The 19,033-nt window shown below is 69.2% G+C and carries 18 protein-coding genes; 7 read left to right on the top strand and 11 right to left on the bottom strand.

What is annotated here, in order from left to right; translation table 11 throughout:
- The first annotated feature begins 28 nt into the window (after window positions 1–28).
- The 6 genes from ABB55_RS14925 (at window position 29) to ABB55_RS14900 (ending at window position 5,894) form a co-directional block, all read left to right on the top strand.
- On the top strand, window positions 29–1,030 hold the full coding sequence (locus ABB55_RS14925) for an ABC transporter permease (RefSeq protein ID WP_054359513.1): 1,002 nt from the start codon (window positions 29–31) through the stop codon (window positions 1,028–1,030).
- Window positions 1,027–1,932 carry an ABC transporter permease gene (locus tag ABB55_RS14920; RefSeq protein WP_054359512.1) on the top strand — a complete coding sequence of 302 codons (906 nt, stop codon included), beginning with the start codon at window positions 1,027–1,029 and terminating at the stop codon, window positions 1,930–1,932. The genes ABB55_RS14925 and ABB55_RS14920 overlap by 4 nt, the downstream gene beginning before the upstream one ends.
- A gap of 11 nt (window positions 1,933–1,943) precedes the next feature.
- Entirely contained in the window at window positions 1,944–2,771 is an 828-nt protein-coding gene (locus tag ABB55_RS14915; protein WP_054359511.1) for an ABC transporter ATP-binding protein, read from the top strand.
- A 17-nt stretch (window positions 2,772–2,788) separates the two neighbouring features.
- Window positions 2,789–3,520: an ABC transporter ATP-binding protein gene (locus ABB55_RS14910; protein ID WP_054362070.1), complete on the top strand. Its 732-nt coding sequence runs from the start codon at window positions 2,789–2,791 to the stop codon at window positions 3,518–3,520.
- A gap of 173 nt (window positions 3,521–3,693) precedes the next feature.
- Window positions 3,694–5,250 carry a gamma-glutamyltransferase family protein gene (locus ABB55_RS14905; RefSeq protein ID WP_054359510.1) on the top strand — a complete coding sequence of 519 codons (1,557 nt, stop codon included), beginning with the start codon at window positions 3,694–3,696 and terminating at the stop codon, window positions 5,248–5,250.
- A gap of 158 nt (window positions 5,251–5,408) precedes the next feature.
- The gene (locus ABB55_RS14900; RefSeq protein ID WP_054359509.1) at window positions 5,409–5,894 is read left to right on the top strand and encodes a RidA family protein; all 486 of its coding nucleotides are present in this window, start codon (window positions 5,409–5,411) and stop codon (window positions 5,892–5,894) included.
- Here ABB55_RS14900 and ABB55_RS14895 read toward each other — a convergent pair.
- A complete protein-coding gene (locus ABB55_RS14895) occupies window positions 5,855–7,843 on the bottom strand; it encodes a heavy metal translocating P-type ATPase (protein WP_054359508.1) in 1,989 nt (662 codons plus the stop codon). The two genes, ABB55_RS14900 and ABB55_RS14895, sit on opposite strands and share 40 nt — an antisense overlap.
- 581 nt (window positions 7,844–8,424) lie before the next feature.
- Between ABB55_RS14895 and ABB55_RS14890 the strand changes: the two genes are divergently transcribed.
- On the top strand, window positions 8,425–9,099 hold the full coding sequence (locus ABB55_RS14890; protein WP_054359507.1) for a trimeric intracellular cation channel family protein: 675 nt from the start codon (window positions 8,425–8,427) through the stop codon (window positions 9,097–9,099).
- A 58-nt stretch (window positions 9,100–9,157) separates the two neighbouring features.
- Here ABB55_RS14890 and ABB55_RS14885 read toward each other — a convergent pair whose 3' ends face one another.
- From ABB55_RS14885 to ABB55_RS14840, 10 genes are all read right to left on the bottom strand, one after another.
- Entirely contained in the window at window positions 9,158–9,862 is a 705-nt protein-coding gene (locus tag ABB55_RS14885; protein WP_054359506.1) for an ABC transporter ATP-binding protein, read from the bottom strand.
- Window positions 9,849–10,625, bottom strand: coding sequence for an ABC transporter ATP-binding protein (locus ABB55_RS14880; protein ID WP_054359505.1), 777 nt, complete (start codon window positions 10,623–10,625; stop codon window positions 9,849–9,851). Before ABB55_RS14880 ends, ABB55_RS14885 begins: the two co-directional genes overlap by 14 nt.
- Entirely contained in the window at window positions 10,622–11,623 is a 1,002-nt protein-coding gene (locus tag ABB55_RS14875) for a branched-chain amino acid ABC transporter permease (RefSeq protein WP_054362069.1), read from the bottom strand. Before ABB55_RS14875 ends, ABB55_RS14880 begins: the two co-directional genes overlap by 4 nt.
- Window positions 11,623–12,504, bottom strand: coding sequence for a branched-chain amino acid ABC transporter permease (locus tag ABB55_RS14870; RefSeq protein WP_054359504.1), 882 nt, complete (start codon window positions 12,502–12,504; stop codon window positions 11,623–11,625). Before ABB55_RS14870 ends, ABB55_RS14875 begins: the two co-directional genes overlap by 1 nt.
- The gene (locus ABB55_RS14865) at window positions 12,495–13,337 is read right to left on the bottom strand and encodes a VOC family protein (RefSeq protein WP_160321244.1); all 843 of its coding nucleotides are present in this window, start codon (window positions 13,335–13,337) and stop codon (window positions 12,495–12,497) included. The genes ABB55_RS14870 and ABB55_RS14865 overlap by 10 nt, the downstream gene beginning before the upstream one ends.
- Window positions 13,338–13,339: 2 nt before the next feature.
- A complete protein-coding gene (locus ABB55_RS14860) occupies window positions 13,340–14,134 on the bottom strand; it encodes an enoyl-CoA hydratase/isomerase family protein (protein WP_054359502.1) in 795 nt (264 codons plus the stop codon).
- Window positions 14,131–15,261: an acyl-CoA dehydrogenase family protein gene (locus ABB55_RS14855; protein ID WP_054359501.1), complete on the bottom strand. Its 1,131-nt coding sequence runs from the start codon at window positions 15,259–15,261 to the stop codon at window positions 14,131–14,133. Before ABB55_RS14855 ends, ABB55_RS14860 begins: the two co-directional genes overlap by 4 nt.
- Before the next feature lie 18 nt (window positions 15,262–15,279).
- Window positions 15,280–16,482 carry an acyl-CoA dehydrogenase family protein gene (locus tag ABB55_RS14850; RefSeq protein ID WP_054359500.1) on the bottom strand — a complete coding sequence of 401 codons (1,203 nt, stop codon included), beginning with the start codon at window positions 16,480–16,482 and terminating at the stop codon, window positions 15,280–15,282.
- A gap of 155 nt (window positions 16,483–16,637) precedes the next feature.
- Window positions 16,638–17,381: an SDR family NAD(P)-dependent oxidoreductase gene (locus tag ABB55_RS14845; protein WP_054359499.1), complete on the bottom strand. Its 744-nt coding sequence runs from the start codon at window positions 17,379–17,381 to the stop codon at window positions 16,638–16,640.
- The gene (locus ABB55_RS14840) at window positions 17,378–19,024 is read right to left on the bottom strand and encodes an AMP-binding protein (RefSeq protein WP_054359498.1); all 1,647 of its coding nucleotides are present in this window, start codon (window positions 19,022–19,024) and stop codon (window positions 17,378–17,380) included. Before ABB55_RS14840 ends, ABB55_RS14845 begins: the two co-directional genes overlap by 4 nt.
- Between the last annotated feature and the right edge of the window lie 9 nt (window positions 19,025–19,033).

The following is a 19,033-nucleotide window of genomic DNA, read 5'->3' as shown; positions in this document are numbered from 1 at the left end:
CGACGTGACCCGGCATCCGACCGTACAGATGCTGATCCGGTTGGGGACGACCGTCTCCAGCCTGGCGATCACCATGTTCGGCCTGGTGCTGGTCACGTTCTTCATCGGCCGGGTCATCCCGATCGACCCGGTGCTGACCATCCTCGGCGACCATGCCCGCCCGGAACTGGTCGAGCGCCTGCGCATGGAGCTCGGGCTCGACAAGCCGCTGCCGGTCCAGTTCTGGATCTATCTGAAGAACCTGCTGCAGGGCGATCTCGGCCGCTCGGTGATGACGACCAACCGCGTCGTCGACGACATCCGGCTCTATTTCCCGGCAACGGTGGAACTCGGCACGGTGGCGATGATCTTCGCCACCGTCGCCGGCATCCCGCTCGGCGTGCTCTCGGCGGTGCGCCGCAACAGCGCCCTCGACCAGGCCGTGCGGGTCTTCTCGCTGGTCGGCCACTCGATCCCGATTCCGGTGCTGGGGCTGGGATCGCTTCTGGTCTTCTACGCCTGGCTCGGCTGGGCGCCCGGCACGGGACGCGTCGGCGTCGGCTATGTCGGGCTGACCCCGAGCGTGACCGGCTTCTTGACCGTGGATGCCCTGATCGCGGGCGACACGGAGGTGTTCTGGGACGCCGCCGCGCATCTGATGCTGCCCGCCGGCGTGCTCGCCTATTTCTCGATGGCCTATATCTCGCGCATGACCCGGGCCTTCATGATCGACGCGCTGGCCGGCGAATATGTCATCACAGCGCGCGCCAAGGGCCTGTCGCCGGCGCGGGTCATCTGGCGCCATGCCTTCGGCAATATCGCGGTGCGCCTCGTCACCGTGCTGGCGCTGACCTATGCGGGCCTGCTGGAGGGCGCCGTGGTGACCGAGATGATCTTCAGCTGGCCGGGCATCGGCCAATATCTGACGGTGTCGCTGCTCAATGCCGACATGAATGCCGTGATCGGCGCCACCCTCCTGGTCGGCTTCGTCTACATGCTGCTGAATCTCTTCGCCGACGCCGCCTATCGAATTCTGGATCCGCGCGTATGACCGCCCGTCTCTTCGATCGCGCCTGGTTGCTGAGCGACAGCCCGCAATCGCGGACGCAGGCCGCCTGGGGGCGTCGCTATCGGCTGTGGCGCGACTTCCGCGCCAACCGGCCGGCCCTGATCGGCTTCGTCACCGTGATGGCGCTGCTCCTGTGCGCGATCTTCGCGCCGCTGCTGGCCACCCACGATCCGGTGGCGCAGAATCTCGGCCAGCGGCTGCAGCCGCCCTCCGCCGCGCACTGGCTCGGCACCGACGAGCTCGGCCGCGACGTCTATTCGCGCCTCCTCTATGGGGCGCGCATCACGCTCGGCATGGTGCTGGCGGTGGTCGCCCTGGTGGCGCCGGTCGGGCTCGCGATCGGCTGCATCGCCGGCTATTACCGCGGCATCGCCGATGTCGTCCTGATGCGCGTGACCGACGTGTTCCTCGCCTTTCCGCGGCTCATCCTGGCGCTGGCCTTCGTCGCGGCGATCAAGCCCGGCATGACCAGCGCGGTGATCGCCATCGCGCTGACCACCTGGCCGCCCTATGCCCGGCTGGCGCGCGCCGAGACCCTGACCATCCGCGATGCCGACTATATCGCCGCCGTGCGCATGGCCGGGGCCTCGCCGGGGCGGATCATCCTGCGCCACATCATGCCGCTGTGCCTCGGCTCGCTGATCGTGCGCGTCACGCTGGACATGAGCTCGATCATCATCTTCGCGGCCAGTCTCGGCTTCCTCGGCATGGGTGCGCAGGCGCCGTCGCCGGAATGGGGCACCATGATCGCCACCGCCCGGCGCTTCCTGCTCGATCAGTGGTGGGTGCCGCTGATCCCCGGCATCGCCATCCTGGTCGCCTCGCTCGCCTTCAACATGATGGGCGACGGGTTGCGCGACGCGCTCGATCCCAAGCAGGGGTGAGGGAGGCTGCGATGCTGGTCGAGATTTCCGGACTGACCGTATCCTTTCCGGCCCGGCAGGGCCGCCATGTCGCGGTCCGCGACGTGTCGATGACGCTCGGGACCGAGAAGCTCGGCATCGTCGGCGAGAGCGGCAGCGGCAAGTCGCTGACCGCGCGGGCGCTGCTGCGCCTGCTGCCGCCGGCCGCGGAGGCGACCGCCAAGGCCCTGCGCTTCGACGGCATCGACGTGCTCGCGGCGAGCGAGAAGCAGATGGGGCAGATCCGCGGCCGGCGCGCCGGGCTGATCCTGCAGGACCCGAAATTCTCGCTCAACCCGATCATGACCGCCGGCGACCAGATCGCCGAGGCCTGGCGCAACCGCCGCAAGGGCTCGCGTCGCGAGGCCCGCGAGGCGGCGATCGACCTCCTGGCGCAGGTGCAGATCCGCGATCCGCGGCGCGTCGCCGACGCCTATCCGCACGAATTGTCCGGCGGCATGGGCCAGCGCGTGATGATCGCCATGATGCTGGCGCCGGACCCGGAACTGCTCATCGCCGACGAACCGACCTCGGCGCTCGATGCGTCCGTGCAGGCGGAGATCCTGAAGTTGATGGAAGACCTGGTGTCCCGTCGCAACATGGGGCTGATGCTGATCAGCCACGACCTGCCGCTGGTCGGGCATTTCTGCGACCGCGTCGCGGTCATGTATGCCGGCCGGGTGGTGGAGGAACTGGCCGCGAGCGAGCTCGCGAAGGCGCAGCATCCCTATACGCGTGCCCTGCTCGACTGCATGCCCAGCCTGACCCATCCGCGGCCGCGCCTGCCGGTGATGGTCCGCGATCCGGCGTGGCTCGCATGAGCACGCCGGCCAACAGCATGATCGTCGTCGACGATCTCAGGGTCCGCTTCGCCGACTTCGATGCGGTGCGCGGCGTCAGCTTCCGCGTGCCGGCGGGCGGCAGTTTCGGCATCGTCGGGGAGAGCGGTTCGGGCAAGTCGACCGTGATGCGCGCGCTGGCCGGGCTCAACACAGTCTGGGACGGGTATCTGGAAGTCGCCGGCCGACCGCTCGGGCGCGGCCCGTCGCCGGATCTGTTTCGTCTCGTCCAGATGGTGTTCCAGGACCCCTACGGCTCGCTGCACCCGCGCCAGACCGTCGACCGCGCGCTGAGCGAGCCGCTCCTGATCCAGGGCCTCGGCGATATCGACCGGCGCATCCGGCGCATTCTCGACGATGTCGCGCTGCCGGCGACGGCGCGCTACCGCTATCCGCACCAGCTCTCGGGCGGCCAGCGCCAGCGCGTCGCGATCGCCCGGGCGCTGATCTCCGAGCCGTCGGTGCTGTTGCTCGACGAGCCGACCAGCGCGCTCGACGTGTCGGTGCAGGCGGAGATCCTGAACCTGCTCGCGGATCTGCGCGAGGAGCACGGGCTGACCTACCTGATGGTCAGCCACAATCTCGCGGTGGTGGCGCATCTCTGCCCGACCGTCGGGGTGATGAGCAATGGCGAGATGGTGGAAATCCTGTCGGCCGAGGATCTGCGCGCCGGCCGGACGCAAAGCCCGCAAACGACCCGGCTGCGCGCCCTGAGCACCGAACTGGGCTGAAGGCCCGTCACAAGTCCCGGCCGCGTCTCGGGCGCGTGCGGGACGAACGGGATATCCGAGGGGATCGTGCCGGCCGGGCGCTGAGCGGCGGCGGGCCACAAGGCGAGGACAGACGGATCGTGGGATCGAATCGAGGCCGGAAGCAGCCGGACCCAACCCAGCGCACGCGCTCGATGGTGTATTCGGCACGGGCGGCAGTCGCCACGTCGCATCCGCTGGCGAGCGTGACCGCGATCGACATGCTGCGCCGGGGCGGCAACGCCGTCGACGCCGCCATCGCGGCGATCGCCGTGCAATGCGTGGTCGAGCCGCATCAGACCGGCATCGGGGGCGATTGCTTCGCCCTCTATATGCCGAAGGGCGCCACCGCGCCGATCGGCCTCAGCGGTGCCGGCCGGGCACCGGCCGCCGCCAACCCGGCCTGGTACGCGGGTCAGGGCATCACCGAACTGGCACTCGATTCGCCGCATTCGGTCACCGTGCCGGGGGCCGTGGCGGGCTGGTGCCGGCTCCTCGCCGATCACGGCCGGCTGTCGCTCGGGGACGTGCTCGAACCCGCGATCCGCTGCGCCCGCGACGGCTATGTCGTGCAGCCGGTGGTCGGCCTCGACTGGTCGATGGAGGCGCCGATCCTGGCCGGCCACAAGATGGCGGCGTCGGTGTTCCTGCCCGAAGGCCGGCCGATCCCGGCCGGCGCCATGCATCGCCAGCCGCTCCTGGCCGCGACGCTCGACATCCTGGCACGCGACGGCCATGACGGTTTCTATGCCGGGGCGGTGGCGGCCGACATGGTCGAATGCCTGCGCGCCCATGGCGGCCTGCACAGCCTGCAGGACTTCGCCGACGCGCGCGCCGACTACGTCTCCGCGATCTCGACCCGCTACAAGGGCTACGACATCCTGGAACTGCCGCCGAGCGGCCAGGGCCTCGCCGCCCTGATGATGCTGAACGTGCTCGACGGGATGGACCTGTCCGATCCGGCCGTCAGCGAGGCCGACCGCATCCACATCCTGGCCGAGCTCGCCAAGCTCGCCTATCACCACCGCGACCACCTGTTCGGCGACCCGGACTTCGCCGCCACGCCGGTGCGCGAGCTCCTGTCGCCCGACTGGGCCGAATTCGCCCGCGGGCGCATCGACATGAGCCGCGCGGCGGCGCCGACCGTGTGGCCCGAGGTGACCCAGCGCGACACCGTCTATGCCTGCGTGATCGACGAGGACGGTAACGCGATCTCGTTCATCAATTCGCTGTTCCATTCCTTCGGCAGCCGCATCATGGCGCCGCGCACGGGCGTCCTGTTCCACAATCGCGGCGCCCAGTTCAGCCTGGTCGCCGGCCATCCCAACGCCATCGCGGGCGGCAAGCGGCCGCTGCACACGCTGATTCCCGGCATGGTGATGAAGGACGGCGCCTGCATCGCGCCCTTCGGCGTGATGGGCGGCCCCTATCAGGCGGCCGGCCATGCCGAACTGCTGTCGAACATTCTCGATCTCGGCATGGACGTGCAGCAGGCGCTCGATGCCCCGCGCAGCTTCGCCTATCGCGGCGTCCTCAATGTCGAACGGCAGCCGGATGCCGGCCTGATCGAGAATTTGCGCGCACGTGGCCATGACGCGCGCTGGTCGCCGACCATGATCGGCGGCGGCCAGATCATCTGGCGCGATCCGCAAAGCGGCGTCCTGGCCGCGGCCTCCGACCCGCGCAAGGACGGCTGCGCGCTCGGTCTGTGAGGGCGCGATGCCCCGAGGCCCCGCGCGGCGGCCTCGGGATATCCGAGCCCCCTGCCCTCTCGATTCCGGCCGGCCGGCCGAGGCCTCGCGGCCCTGGCCGGATCCGGCAAGCCGGGGCCTCACGCCCCCCATCAGCTTCAACCAGCAAGGTCCCGCCCATGAAGATCGAACAGCGCCTCGAAGAGCTCGGCATCGCCCTCACGGTCCCGATGGCCGGCCCCGGGCAATACGGCAAGCGCTACGGCAAGATGAAGCCCTTCGTCATCACCGGGCGGGTGCTGCATCTGGGCGGCCACTCCCCCGGCATGGAGAATGGCGTCGTGCGCTATCCCGGCCGGCTCGGCCATGACGTGACCATCGAACAAGGCTATCTGGCCGCCCGGCAGACCGGCATCAACTGCATCTCGACGATCAAGCGCGCGCTCGGCGATCTCGACCGCGTCACCGCGATCGTCAGCGCGATCAACTTCGTCGCCTGCACGCCGGACTTCTTCGAGCACTACAAGGTCGCCAACGGCATGAGCGACCTCTTCGACGAGGTGTTCGGCCCGGAGATCGGTCTCGGCGCACGGGCGACCTACGGCGCCCCGTCGCTCTCCGACAACTACTGCTTCGAGACCTCGCTGATCGTCGAGATCGCCTGATCGGCCGGCCGGCGTCCGTCGGGAGCCGGATAGGCGAGCAGACGCAGCGCGTTGGCGACGACCAGCAGGGTCGAGCCCTCGTGGAAGATCACGGCGGCGCCGAGCTGCAGCCCGAACAGGGTCGCGGGGACCAGCACGGCGACCATGCCGAGGCTGATCCAGAGATTCTGCCGGATGATCCGGCTGGTGCTCCGGCTGAGGCCGATCACGAAGGGCAGATGGACGAGCCTGTCGCCCATCAGCGCGACCTCGGCGGTCTCCAGCGCCACGTCCGATCCGGCCGCCCCCATCGCGATGCCGACGCTCGCATGCGCCATGGCGGGGGCGTCGTTGACGCCGTCGCCGACCATGGCGACCTCCCGTTCGGCGCGCAGCCGCCGGATCGCCGCGACCTTGTCCTCCGGCATCAGATCGCCCCAGGCCTCGTCGAGCCCGACCGCGCGCGCGACCGCCTCGGCGACGCGCCCGTTGTCGCCCGAGATCATGATCAGGCGGACGATGCCGAGCGCGCGCAGCGCGCGGACGACGCCGGCGGCTTCGGCCCGCGGGGTGTCCATCAGGCCGATGGCGCCGAGATAGAGGTCGCCGCGCCGCACGACCATCGTGGTCCGGCCGGCCGTCTCCAGCGCGCGCACGGATGCCTGAAGCGTAGCCGGCACGGCCGGTCCCGGCACCTCGGCGAAGAGCGCGGCCTTGCCGACCAGGACCGCCTCGCCGCCGATCCGGGCTTCGAGCCCGCGGCCGGTCAGGCTGCGCAGGCCCTCGGCCGCCGGCACCGCAACGCCGACGCCGAGCCGGGCCTGCCCATCCCGCACGACGGCAGCGGCCAGGGGATGGTCGCTCAGGGCCTCGACCGCGACGGAGACGGCGAGCAGGTCCCGTTCTGCGACGCCGGCCTCGGTCCTGACATCGGTGAGGCGGGGCTTGCCCTCGGTCAGCGTGCCGGTCTTGTCGAACGCCATGGCGCCGAGCGTGCCGAGGCGTTCGAGCGGTCCGCCGCCCTTGATCAGAACGCCGCCGCGGGCCGCGCGCGCGATGCCCGACAGCACGGCGCTCGGGGTCGAGATGGCCAGCGCGCAGGGGCTGGCGGCGACCAGCACCGCCATCGCGCGATAGAAGCTGGCGCCGAACGGCTCGTCGATCACCGTCCAGGCGAACAGAAGCACGCCGACACCCGCCAGCACGACCGGCACGAAAATGCGCTCGAACCGGTCGGTGAAGCGCTGCGTCGGCGATTTCTGGGCGTCCGCCTCGCCGACCATCCGGACGAGCCGCGCCAGCGTGCTGTCCGATGCGAGCCGGAGAACCTGGATTTCCAGGGCGCCGCTGCCGTTGATCGTGCCGGCATAGACGCGATGGGCGGCCGCAATGCCGTCCGGACGCCCGGCGGCGCGCGTGGCGTCGTCGACCGGCTGCTTGTCGACCGGCACGCTCTCGCCGGTGACGGGGGCCTGGTCGACGCTGCTGGTGCCGCGAAGCACGAAGCCGTCGGCCGGGATGCGCGTGTTCGGGCGGACCACGACCGTGTCGCCGGGCACCAGGTCGGCCACGGGGATCTCGGTCACGATCCCGTCGCGGCGCACCTCCGCGGTCGGCGGCGTGAGATCGGCCAGCGCCGCAATGGCCCGCCGCGCCCGCCCCATGGCGTAGTGTTCGAGCGCATGGCCGAGGCTGAACAGGAACAAGAGCAGCGCGCCCTCGGCCCATTTGTCCAAGGCCGCGGCCCCCGCGGCGGCGACCAGCATCAGCACGTCGATCTCGAAGCGGCCGAGCCGAAGCGCCTCGATCGCCTCGCGGAGCGGATGCAGCCCGCCGCAGACGAAGGCCGCAGCATAGAGCCCGAGCGACGCCCAGCGGGGGGCCTCCGTGCCGACCTCGACCGCGAACCCGGTCCCGAGGAACAGGCCGCACAGCACGGCCAGGATCAATTCGCCCCGCTCCTCGGTCATCTGCAAATATGCGTCCTTCCTCGGTGCGCCGGTCTCTCGGACGGATGACCCGCGCCATTGCCCAGCCTGCGGACGGCCAGTCTCCCGATTCGCAGGCCCCAAGGAATAGGGGCTGTCACGGAGGCAGGATACCGACGGTCATGGAACGATCGTCGGTATTCGATACGCGAACTTCTCATGCCTCTGACGTCTATGAGAAACTCGCGTTGCTTCAACGGCCCGAGGCGTCAGCATCCTGGGCCGTTGGCATGAGATCTTGTTCGGCGGTGCGGCCGATCTGCGGCCTTGACCGATGCCCGTTGACGCAAACGCGCTCTTCGCGCCCACGCTTCGGCCCGAGGGACTGATTCCGAAACGGCCGGCGGAGAGCGCCGGGCCCGATCCGGTCTTCCCGGCTTCGACGGCGGACCCGATGGCGCCGCAGATGTGCCGCACCACCGCGATCCGCCGCCGCGCGTCAGACGTCAGTCGACCGCCGACCCCTTCGTTGCGATCGTCGGGGCAGATCCGGAGCCGGAACCGTGTTTGGATGCGTCCCGTCGGGGGCGGATGGGCCGCCTGCCCAATCACGTCTGGTCGCCATGATCGCCACTTTCGCCGCCATCCTGGACTGGGCCGGACTGGTCGTCTTCGCGGTGACGGGGGCGCTGGTCGCGTCCCGCAAGCAGATGGATATTGTCGGCTTCGCCCTCCTGGCGACCGTGACGGGGATCGGCGGCGGCACCCTGCGCGACCTGGTGCTCGGCCTCGCCCCGGTCTTCTGGGTGCGGCAGCCGGCCTATCTGCTCGTCTGCGTCGGCGTCGCCGCTGCGGTCTTCTTCACGGCGCATCTGCCGCAATCGCGCTACCGGATCCTGCTCTGGCTCGACGCGGTCGGCATGGCGGTCTTCGCGGTCACCGGCGCCGAGATCGCCCTCGCCGCCCGGGCCGGCCCGGTGATTGCGGTCGCCATGGGGGTGGCGACGGCGACCTTCGGCGGCATCATCCGGGATGTGCTGGGCGGCGAGGTGCCGGTGATCCTCAGCCGCGAGATCTATGCCACGGCGGCGCTGTGCGGGGCGAGCCTCTATGTCGTGTGCGATGCGCTCGGCACGGCGCCCCCGGTCGCCGCCGTCCTGGGCTTCGCCGTCGCCTTCCTGCTGCGCGCCGCCGCCATGGCGCGCGGCTGGAGCCTGCCCCGCTACCGGCCGCGCCGCGGCCGGACGCCCGAGGAGGTCGAAACGCTCCGGCGGCGGTCCGGCGCGACGCTGCCGTGAGCCGATCCCGGCCTAAAGCCGTTGACTCTGGAGCGCTTCGAACCGGATGGGACGGGCGCTACAGCGCAAGATACCGGCGCTTGAGGTCCGGATTGTCGTCGAGGTCCTGCCAAAGGCCGTCGAAGACGATGCGGCCGGTATCGATCAGGAACAGCCGGTCGGTACACTGGCGTGCGAACCACAGATTCTGTTCGCTGAGGAGCAGGCCCGAACCGGTTTCCCGACAGACCGTGTTCACGTCGCGCGCCAGTTGCTCGACGATGACCGGGGCCAGGCCTTCGGTCGGCTCGTCGAGCAGCATGAGCCGGGGCCGGCCCGCAATGGCGCGCGCGACCGCGACCATCTGCTGCTGGCCGCCCGAGAGACGCCCGCCCATCCGATCCTTGAGAGGCACCAGCATGGGAAACCGTGCCAGCACCGCTTCCGGGGCTTCCAGTTCGACGCCGGGCCGCGCGGCGTAGCGGGCCATGGCAATATTTTCGAGCACCGTCACGTGGTCGAAGATGCGTCGATCCTCGGGCACCAGGGAGAGGCCGAGCCGGGCGCGCCGGAAGGTCGGCATCGCGCCCAGATCCTTGCCTTCCCAGGCGATGCGGCCCCGCACGCGCGGGCCGGCATTCAGGATGCTCTTGAACAGGGTGGATTTGCCCGCCCCATTGCGGCCGACGACCGCGACGCGTTCCTTCTCGCCGACCGTCAGGCTCACGCCATGCAGGATCTGGCTGTCGCCGTAGAAGGCGTCGATCCGGTCAACGCTCAGCATGGTAGATTTCCTGCCCCAGATAGACTTCACGGACCAGCGGGTTGGCGCGCACCTCTTCGATCGATCCGACCGCGATGATCTCGCCGTAGTTCATCACCAGGATCCGATCGGCGAGGCCGAAGATCACGTCCATGTCGTGTTCGGTCATCACCACGGTCAGGCCGGTCTCGGCGCGCAACCGGGCGATCAGGTCGGCGGTTGCGATGCGATCGGTCGGCGACATGCCGGCGGTGGGTTCGTCGAGCATGAGGATGCGCGGCCGACCCGCCAGGGCGATGCCGAATTCGAGACGCTTCTTGTCGCCGTGGGAGAGGAATTTCGCCTCCACGGCCGCCTTGTCGGCCAGGCCGACATCGAGCAGCCGCGCCTCCACCTCCGCACGGATGTCGGCGCGGGTCGCCACGCGGTACCAGGCCGGAGCGCTCTCGCCGCGGCTGCGCCGGCGCGCCTCGACCGCCACCGTGAGATTGTCGGCGACGGTCACGTCGGGAAAGATCCGCGCGACCTGGAAGGTCCGGCCCATGCCGAGCCGCGCCCGTTCGTGGGCGGGGGCCCGGCTCACGTCCCGTCCGTCATAGACGATGCGGCCGCGCTCGAAGCCGATCTCGCCGGTCATGACCTTGAACAGCGTGGTCTTGCCGGCACCGTTCGGTCCGATCACCGCGAAGGTTTCGCCGTCCTCGACGGTCAGGGATACGGATTTCAGGATGTGATGGGTGCCGTAGCTCTTGTCCACGCCTTCGACGCTGAGAATGGCCGTCATGACCGCACGCTCCCACCTTCGTCGCCGTCCGGCCCTGCGCCGCTCTTCCGGCGCCGGGACCAGCGCTGCTGCGCCGTCCTGACGAGGCCGATGACCCCGCTCGGGGCTGCCAGCACGATGATCAGCAGGGTTGCGCCGATGACCAGTTCGGAAAGACCGACCAGGTTGCGGGTCAGGTAGTTGATGATCGAGAACAGCACCGTTCCGACGACCGGCCCCCAGAACGAATGGGCGCCGCCGAGCAGGGATGCCAGCATCGGCTGGGTCGAATGGATCCAATGCGCCGATTCCGGGGTCACGATCTGCGCCCACGGCGCATAGAGCGCGCCCGCGATGGCGGCGACCGCGCCGGACAGGATGAAGGCCTGCAGGCGCTTGCGTCCGACATTCACGCCCAGGAAGGCCACGCGCTGGGGATCCTGCCGGATACTGACGAGAAGCCGCCCATAGGGGCCGTGACAGACCACCCACAGCACGGCGCCGATGACGAGGCCGGCGACGCACATGAAGTAGTAGTAGGCGGTGCCGCTGGTCAGCGGAATGGTGGCGAAGCCGAGTTCGAGCGTCGGCTTGGGGATGGACGCCAGGCCGTCCTCGCGACCGAGCAGGGTGCTGTAGCCGATCACGATGCGCAGCACCTCGGCCAGGGCCAGGGTGAAGATGGCGAGATGGATGCCGGTGGTCCGGCGCAGGAGCACGAGCCCGGTCAGAGCCGCCACCAGGGCGCCCAACAGGCCCGAGGCGGCGATCAGCCCGAGAAACGGCACGCCGAGCCCGGCCTTCAGGCCGTAGCCGGTCAGATAGGCGCCGATGGCGAAGAAGGCGGCATGGCCGAAGCTGGCCAGGCCGGTGAAGCCGAAGAGAAGGTTCCAGGACAGGGCGAAGATGGCCTCGATCACCACCAGCCCGGCGAGAAACACGATCCCCTGATCGGATACGGTCGGGAGGGCCAGGAACAGGGCCGCGCCGAACAGGATGGCGCCAAGTCGGAGAGCCATCATATGTGCCTCCCTCCGATCAGGCCTTGCGGCTTGGCGAGCAGGAACAGGATGACGAAGATGTAGGTGGCCATGCCGGGCATGTTCGGGATCACCAGGGAACTGCCGCTCTCGATCGTGCCGAGCAGCAGCGAGGCGATGAAGGCGCCGCGGACATTGCCGAGTCCGCCGATGATGACGGCCATGAAGGCCAGCAGCAGGTAGCTTTCGCCCAGGATCGGGGACAGCGTCTGGTTGGCGAGGAGAAGGCCGCCGGCGAGACCCGCCAGCGCGAAGCTGGCGATCACCGTGACGGTCAGGGCGGCCGGGACGTTGATGCCCAGCACGCCCGACATCCAGCTGTCGGACGCGACCGCCTGTAAAAGCTTGCCGATCCAGGTCCGATGGATGACCAGTTCGAGGCCGAGAAAGACGAACAGCCCCGCGGCGATCACGAACAGCGAATAGCTCGGGACGAACAGGGACCCGGCCGTCACCGCCCCGTCGAGCAGGGGCGGCGGGTTGATCGAGGCGTAGTTCACGCCCCAGATCAGCTTCACCACGCCGGTGCAGACCAGCAGCACCGCAAAGGTGGCGATGAGCATATAGGCTTCGTCGACATGGCGCAGCCGCCGCAGGACCAGCCGGTCGGCCACGAAGCCGAGCGCCGCCACGGCCGCCGCCGCCGCGAAGGCCGCGGCGATGAAGACATGGAGCGAGCTCGGATTGCTGCCGATGATCGAATAGGCCACATAGGCGCCGATCATGAAGAAGGCGCCATGGGCGAAATTCAGGATCTTCAGGATGCCGAAGATCAGCGTCAGCCCGGCCGCGACCAGGAAGACGGCCGATCCGGTCGCCGCTCCGTTGATGAGAGCGAACAGAATGTCGGTCAGCGCCATGAGGATGCCTCCTCGAAGGTCAGGCCGGCAATCCGGATGGCGCGCCCGTTCTGGAAGCACTTGTTCTGGAGGCGCTCGTCCAGTTTCGCCCGATCGTAAGCGGCCCCGAAGGCGGGTCCGGCAAGGCCGATGGCGGTCAGCCGTCCGCCTGCGCCCGGCGCCGGCTCGAACCGGATCATGCCCTTGTCGAGCCGGATGGCGGTCCCGCGATCGGCGTCCGGTGCGACCGGCGCGCCGATCAGCGACGACCAGCGGGCCGCCGTCCGGTCCGGTTCGGCGACCGTGAGGGTCGCGCTGGCGATCGCCTCCCAACCCGGCGCCCGGCGCGCCTGCCAGTCCGCCCCGGCCGGAAACCAGCCGCCGTCGAAGGGGCGGCCCTCGCGCTGCATCGAAAAGGACAGGATGGCGCCGCCGATATCGCGGGGATCCATCTGGACCTCATGGTAGGTCGGGTAATCGGCCGTTCCGGCCAGGCGCACGCCCTCGCGGCTCGCCCGCGCCTGGAACGTCCCGGTGTCGTCGGTCTCGGTGATGACCATGTAGCCGCCCTCGCCGCGCCGGGCGAGGTAGCGCGCGGCCGGCGTATCGGCCCGCAGCGGCGCGATCAGTTCCAGAAAATCGTCGCCGATCGGGAGCAGCGCGCCGGTCACGCCATGCTGCTTGAAGAAGGCGGCCTGATAGGGCGGCGGCTCGCGATAGGGCACGCCGTAATGCGAGAGATCGCCCTTGCCATGGCAGACGGTCAGGCCGAAGACCTCGATCAGGCGGTCGAGAACCGGCTCCAGCGTCTCGACGACCATGCAGATTTGCCGCAGACGAACGGGTGGCTTCATGGTCATCGCCCGCTGAAGACGGGCTTGCGGCCGGAGCGGATGGCGTCGATCGCCTCGGCATGGTCGGCCGACCGGCTGCTCAGCGCCTCATAGGCCATCAGCATGTCCATCTGCTCCTGCGCATAGGCGCGGAGCTTCTTGTTCAGGGCGATCTTGGTGTAGCGGATGGCGCGGGTCGCGCCGCCGACCAGGCGGCCGGCGAGCAGCGCCACCTTGGCATCGAGCTCGGCGGCGGGAACCACATGGTTGATCAGCCCCATCTCGCGGCCTTCCTGCGCCGAAACCAGCGCACCGGTCAGCAGCATCTCCTTCGCCCGCATGTAGCCGACCACATAGGGGAGGATCACGGCGGCGCCGTCGCCGGCCACGAGGCCGGCCCGGACATGGGTGTCGCCGAACCGGGCCGTCTCGGACGCCACCACCATGTCGCAACACAGCGCCAAGGTCGCGCCGAGGCCGATCGCATCGCCGTTCATGCGGCAGATCATCGGCTTGGGCAGTTCCAGCATGGAGAAGACGATCCCTTTCGCCTCCTCCAGGATGGCGAGGAAGCGATCGGGCTCGTCGATCATCGACTGGAGCCAGGCGAGGTCGCCCCCGGCGCAAAAGGCCCGGCCGGCGCCGGTCAGCACCACGACGTCGCAATCCTCCCGCTCCGCCAGGTCGCGAAACACATGGCGCAGCTCGGCATGCATCACCGCCCCGACCGCATTGAGGACTTCGGGCCGGTTCAGCGTGACCGTCGCGATCCGGTCCGCAACCTCGATCGTCACCGATTGATAGGTCGTCTGCGTCATGCCACCGCCCTCCCGTCGGCTGTGTTTGCGATGAACCGATCCATGTGCCAGATCAGGTCGCCGTGGGTTTTGCCGATCACCCGCAGCCGCTTGTAGATGTGGCCGACCATGCCTTCGTCGCTCATGCCCATGCCGCCATGGAGCTGGATGGCCTGGCTGCCGATGAACTCGGCGCTTTGCAGCACCCGAACCATGGTGGCCGAAATCGCCCGTCCGCGGTCCAGCGGAGCCGCCTTCGCCAGGGCGAGACCGCGGTAGAGGATCGAGCGGGCACTTTCCCGCCGCACCACCATTTCGGAAACGCGATGGGTCAGGACCTGGAAGTCCGACAGGCGCCGGCCGAACTGCATCCGCGTCTTGAGATGCTCGATCGTCAGCTCGAGGGCCCGCTCCATCAGACCGAGCGCCTCCGCGGCGAGCATCAGACGGGCCGCATCGAGCCCGTCGTCCAGGGCGGCCGCCGCCCCGGTTCCCAGAACCAGCGCGTCCTCCGGCAGGACGACGCCGTCGATGGCGAGGTCCGCCGCGCTGCGACCGTCGACGGTCGCATACCGGTTGAGCGCGAGCCCGGGTCCGTCCGGGGTGACGTGGAACAGGGCGGTGGTGCCGTCGAGATCGGCGGAGACGATCAGATCGTCCGCGATCGCGCCGTCGACGACCACGATCTTGCGCCCCGACAGCCGATACCCGCCGGAAACCGGCAGCGCGCGCGTGGCGACCGGCGGTAGACCGGTGCTGCCGCCGGGTTCGTCGAGCGCCACCGCGACGATCCTGTCGCCGGCGGCGACCCGGGCGAGCAGGCCGCGAGCCGCGGAAGCCGGCGGCGCCGCGGCCAGCAACCGGGCGGCCAGCACCGCGGAGGTGGCGAACGGGATCGCGGCGAGGTGGCGCCCGAGTTCCTCGGCGGCGAGCGCGGCGTCGGTCAGGCTGGCCCCCAGCCCCCCGTCGGCCTCGGCAACGAGAAGTCCCGGCAGGCCCAGTTCGGCGAGCCCCTGCCAAAGCGATCGCGAGAAGCCGTTCGGCATGCGCATGATCCGGCGCGCCGTTTCGAAATCCTGCGTCTCCGCCAGGTAGCGCCCGATGCTGTCGCGAAGCAGGGCCTGCTCTTCGGTCAGTGCGAAGTTCACGGACCTTCCACCTTTCCTTCAGTGGCCGGCAAAGAGTTCGCGCGCGATGATCTCGCGCTGGATCTCGTTGGTGCCGGCGTAGATTGTGGTTGCCCGGAAGAACAATTGCCGCTCCACCACGCCGACCGCATGATCGGCGGCATCGCCGGGTCGTTCGTTGGGCCGGTCGGAGGCGGCGGCGATGGTCGCCATGGCTTTCGCGCCGAGCAGATCCGCCGTGAGATCAGCGATGCGCTGCTGAATTTCGCTGCCGACGATCTTGAGAGCCGAGGCCGTGCCCTGGCTTTTCGCACCGCCGGGGGTCGCGAAGAGTTCGCGCAGCACCGACCACTCCAGGGCGGCCAGATCGATCTCGATTTCGGCAATCCGCTCGCGGATGGTCCGCATCTCCGCCAAGGCCATGCCGCCGCGGGTTTCCTTCAGGGCGATGGTCCGCAGCAGGGCCAGTTCGCGCTTGGAGCGGGGAACCTGGGCGTTCGTGACCCGCTCGTGGCCGAGCAGGAACTTGGCCTGGTCCCAGCCCTGGCCGACGCGGCCGAGCACGTCGCCGGCCGGCACGCGGACCTCGTCCAGGAAGACCTCATTGACGCTGTGGCCGCCATCGATGGTGACGATGGGGCGGACGGTCACGCCGGGCTGGTTCATGTCGAGGAACAGGATCGACAGCCCGCCCTTCTGCGGCCGCAGGTCGGGGTCGGTGCGGGCGAGGCAGAACATCTTGTCGGCGAAATGCGCCTCGGTGGTCCAGAGCTTCTGCCCGGTGATCACCCAGTGGTCGCCGTCGCGGACCGCACGGGTCTTGAGCGAGGCGAGATCGGACCCGGACGACGGTTCCGAGAACCCCTGGCACCAGAACACGTCGCCCGACAGGATGCCCGGAATGTGCTGGGCGCGATGGGCCTCCGAGCCGAACGTGTACAGCAGGGGTCCGATCAGGCGCAGGCCGAAATAGCTGAGAAACGGGGCGTCCGCCGCCGCGCATTCCTCCTCGAAGATATAGATCTGCATCGGCGTCCAGCCGGTGCCGCCGAAGGCCTTGGGCCAGTGCGGCGCAACCCAGCCCTTTTCGAACAGGATGCGGTTCCAGCGCACCAGATCGTCCTTCGGCGTGTGGACGAGACTGCGGGTGCGGCGCGCGATGTCGGCCGGCACGGCGTCGCGCAGAAAGGCCTGCACCTCGGCGCGGAAGGCCTTGTCCTGATCCGTGAACTCGAACTCCATCTGGCATTCCCACGATTTGGAGGAGCGGACCGCGCATCCCTCGCTGGTCGTCGACGGTATGGCGACAGGATCGGTCCGTCAACAGTTTTCGAATTTTAATTCGATTTCGATTCTGTGCGCAGCGGCTGCCGCTTCCGGCGCTCTGGCGCAAGGCGTCAGTGGAAGGTGCGGCCACCGTCGGCGACCAGGGTGGCGCCGGTCACCACGCTGGACTCCTCGCCGGTCAGGAACAGAATGGCGGCGGCGATCTCCGCCGGTTCGGCGATGCGCTGCAGGGCGTAGAGCGCCTTGGCACGATCCGCGAGCCGGTCCGGATCCGGGTGCCAGTCGGTCACCATGCGGGTGCGCGTCATGCCGGGCGCCACCACGTTCACCCGGATCGTGGGACCCAGTTCGGCGGCCCAGACCTTGGAGGCGACGGCCAATCCGCCCTTGCTGGCGCCATAGGCGCCGAGATCCGGATAGGGCACGATGGCCGAGCCGGAACTCACATTGACGATGGTCGCGGATCGGGCCGCCCGCAAATGCCGCAAGGCCGCCCGGATCACCAGGAACGGTCCGGTCAGGTTGACCGCCAAGGTCCGGTTCCAGAGTTCGAGCGTGGTGTCCTCGAGCTTGGCGACCGGAAAGACGCCGGCGGCATTGACGATTCCGTCCAGCCCGCCCAGCGCCGTCGCGGCCGCCTCCACGGCGACCTGGACCGAATTCTCGTCCGAGACGTCGGCGCCGAGGAGCACGGGTTCGACGGCCGTCGCGGCCGCCTCGAGCGGGGGCGGCGCGTCCCGGTCGATCAGCGCCAAGGCCGCTCCCTCGGCGGCGAACAGTTCCGCGGTCGCCCGTCCGATGCCGGAGGCGGCTCCGGTGATCAGGATGCGCCGCCCGGCGAGACGCCCGCTCATCGGGCCGCCTCCGCCTGGAGCTTGTCGCGGATGACCGTCCTGAGGACGTCCTTGCGCACCTTGCCGACGCTGGTGCGCGGAAATTCCGTGACGATCTCGACCCTCTCGGGGATCTTCTGCATCGCCGTGCCGGCTTCGACCAGGTAGCTCTTCAGGGTCTGCAGATCGACCTTCTGCCCCTCGCGCGGGATGACGAAGGCGCAGGCCGCCTCGCCGGTCCGCTCGTCCGGCATGGCCACGATGGCGATGTCCTCGATGGCCGGATGATTGAACAGGATGTCTTCGATTTCCTTCGGACTGATATTCTCGCCGGCACGAATGATCAGGTCCTTCTTGCGGCCCGTCACCGTGACGAAGCGGCCCTCGGCGATGCGGCCGAGATCGCCCATCCTGAAGAAGCCGTCGGGATCGAAGGCATCCGCATTGTCCTCGGTGCGCGCATAGCCGAGGAACATCTGCGGCGCGCGCGCGAGGATCTCCCCTTCCTGTCCGGCCTCGACCGGCGCACCCGATTGCGGATCGACGATGCGCGCCTCGGCCAGCCAAATCTCGCCGTCGGTCGTCGCGCCCTGTTCGATCATGCTGCGGCTGTTGACCCCGGCGGTGATGCAGGGGACTTCCGTCGACCCGTAGATGCGCGACGGGATGCAGTTGGGGAAGACCGGCGCCGCCTCGCGGACGAGATCGGGCGGCACCTGGGCGCCGCCGCACAGGAAGAAGCGCAGATGCGGCAGGCTCTCGCCCTGCCGCTTGGCCTCGTCGACCAGCCCTTGCAGAAAGATCGTCGCCGCCACGATGCCGTCGACCTTGCGCCGACGCATCATGTCGAGCGCCAGCGGGGCGTCCCATTTGTCGAGCATGACGGTGGTGACGCCGACCGTGAACGGCAGACAGAGCGAGTAGAGCGCGCCTGTGACATGGGTCACGGGCGAGGGGTTGAACATCACGTCGCGCGGGGTGAGCGAAAGATGCGTCAGCCGCATCCGGTTCTCGGCCTGCAGGGAGTTATGGCTGTGCAGGACGCCCTTGGCGCGTCCGGTCGTGCCGGACGTGTACATGATGATCTTGACCGCATCCGGATCGGCGCCCGGCAGCGGCGTGGCCGGATCGGCCTCCGCCAGCAGGCCCTCATAGCCGATGAATTCGTCCCGATCGTCGCGCAGGACGACCACGTCGACCGGCCGCGGCAGGCGCGGTCCCAGGCGGCGCATCATGTCCTTGTAGTCGAAATTGCGGAACGAGCCCGGAATGAAGATGAGCCGACTACGCGAATCGCCGAGCATGAAGCCGACTTCCAGGTCCCGGTAGATCGGCACCAGCGGATGCACGACCAGCCCGGCCATGGTGGCCGCAAGGCTGATCACCACCGTCTCGTACCAGTTGGGCAACTGGAACGAGACGGTATCGCCCGGCCGGTAGCCGCGCTGGACCAGGGCGCGGGCGAGGCGCTGCGCCTCCGTGTAGAGCATGCGCACCGTGAAGGCGCGCTCCCGCTCGATGACGAGGACCCTGTCCGGATCGCTCGCCATCATCGCCTCGGCATAGTCGGCGATGGTCTTGTCGGCCCAGGCGCCCTCCGCCTTGAGCTGGGACGCCCTTTCGGGATCCCACCGGACCGACCAGCCGCTGACGTCCTGACGCATCGCCTGCAT

Source organism: Prosthecodimorpha hirschii, from assembly GCF_001305515.1.
In the GTDB taxonomy this organism is placed as follows: domain Bacteria; phylum Pseudomonadota; class Alphaproteobacteria; order Rhizobiales; family Ancalomicrobiaceae; genus Prosthecodimorpha; species Prosthecodimorpha hirschii.
Note: the sequence above shows the minus strand (reverse complement) of the source record. Positions and strands in the feature narration are given on the sequence as shown.

Bases quoted from the DNA above. Each gene is read 5' to 3' on its own strand.
- ABB55_RS14925 (WP_054359513.1), top strand. From the start codon at position 29: ATGCTGATCCGGTTGGGGACGACCGTCTCCAGCCTGGCGATCACCATG.
- ABB55_RS14920 (WP_054359512.1), top strand. From the start codon at position 1,027: ATGACCGCCCGTCTCTTCGATCGCGCCTGGTTGCTGAGCGACAGCCCG.
- ABB55_RS14915 (WP_054359511.1), top strand. From the start codon at position 1,944: ATGCTGGTCGAGATTTCCGGACTGACCGTATCCTTTCCGGCCCGGCAG.
- ABB55_RS14910 (WP_054362070.1), top strand. From the start codon at position 2,789: ATGATCGTCGTCGACGATCTCAGGGTCCGCTTCGCCGACTTCGATGCG.
- ABB55_RS14905 (WP_054359510.1), top strand. From the start codon at position 3,694: ATGGTGTATTCGGCACGGGCGGCAGTCGCCACGTCGCATCCGCTGGCG.
- ABB55_RS14900 (WP_054359509.1), top strand. From the start codon at position 5,409: ATGAAGATCGAACAGCGCCTCGAAGAGCTCGGCATCGCCCTCACGGTC.
- ABB55_RS14895 (WP_054359508.1), bottom strand. From the start codon at position 7,843: ATGACCGAGGAGCGGGGCGAATTGATCCTGGCCGTGCTGTGCGGCCTG.
- ABB55_RS14890 (WP_054359507.1), top strand. From the start codon at position 8,425: ATGATCGCCACTTTCGCCGCCATCCTGGACTGGGCCGGACTGGTCGTC.
- ABB55_RS14885 (WP_054359506.1), bottom strand. From the start codon at position 9,862: ATGCTGAGCGTTGACCGGATCGACGCCTTCTACGGCGACAGCCAGATC.
- ABB55_RS14880 (WP_054359505.1), bottom strand. From the start codon at position 10,625: ATGACGGCCATTCTCAGCGTCGAAGGCGTGGACAAGAGCTACGGCACC.
- ABB55_RS14875 (WP_054362069.1), bottom strand. From the start codon at position 11,623: ATGGCTCTCCGACTTGGCGCCATCCTGTTCGGCGCGGCCCTGTTCCTG.
- ABB55_RS14870 (WP_054359504.1), bottom strand. From the start codon at position 12,504: ATGGCGCTGACCGACATTCTGTTCGCTCTCATCAACGGAGCGGCGACC.
- ABB55_RS14865 (WP_160321244.1), bottom strand. From the start codon at position 13,337: ATGAAGCCACCCGTTCGTCTGCGGCAAATCTGCATGGTCGTCGAGACG.
- ABB55_RS14860 (WP_054359502.1), bottom strand. From the start codon at position 14,134: ATGACGCAGACGACCTATCAATCGGTGACGATCGAGGTTGCGGACCGG.
- ABB55_RS14850 (WP_054359500.1), bottom strand. From the start codon at position 16,482: ATGGAGTTCGAGTTCACGGATCAGGACAAGGCCTTCCGCGCCGAGGTG.
- ABB55_RS14845 (WP_054359499.1), bottom strand. From the start codon at position 17,381: ATGAGCGGGCGTCTCGCCGGGCGGCGCATCCTGATCACCGGAGCCGCC.
- ABB55_RS14840 (WP_054359498.1), bottom strand. From the start codon at position 19,024: ATGCGTCAGGACGTCAGCGGCTGGTCGGTCCGGTGGGATCCCGAAAGG.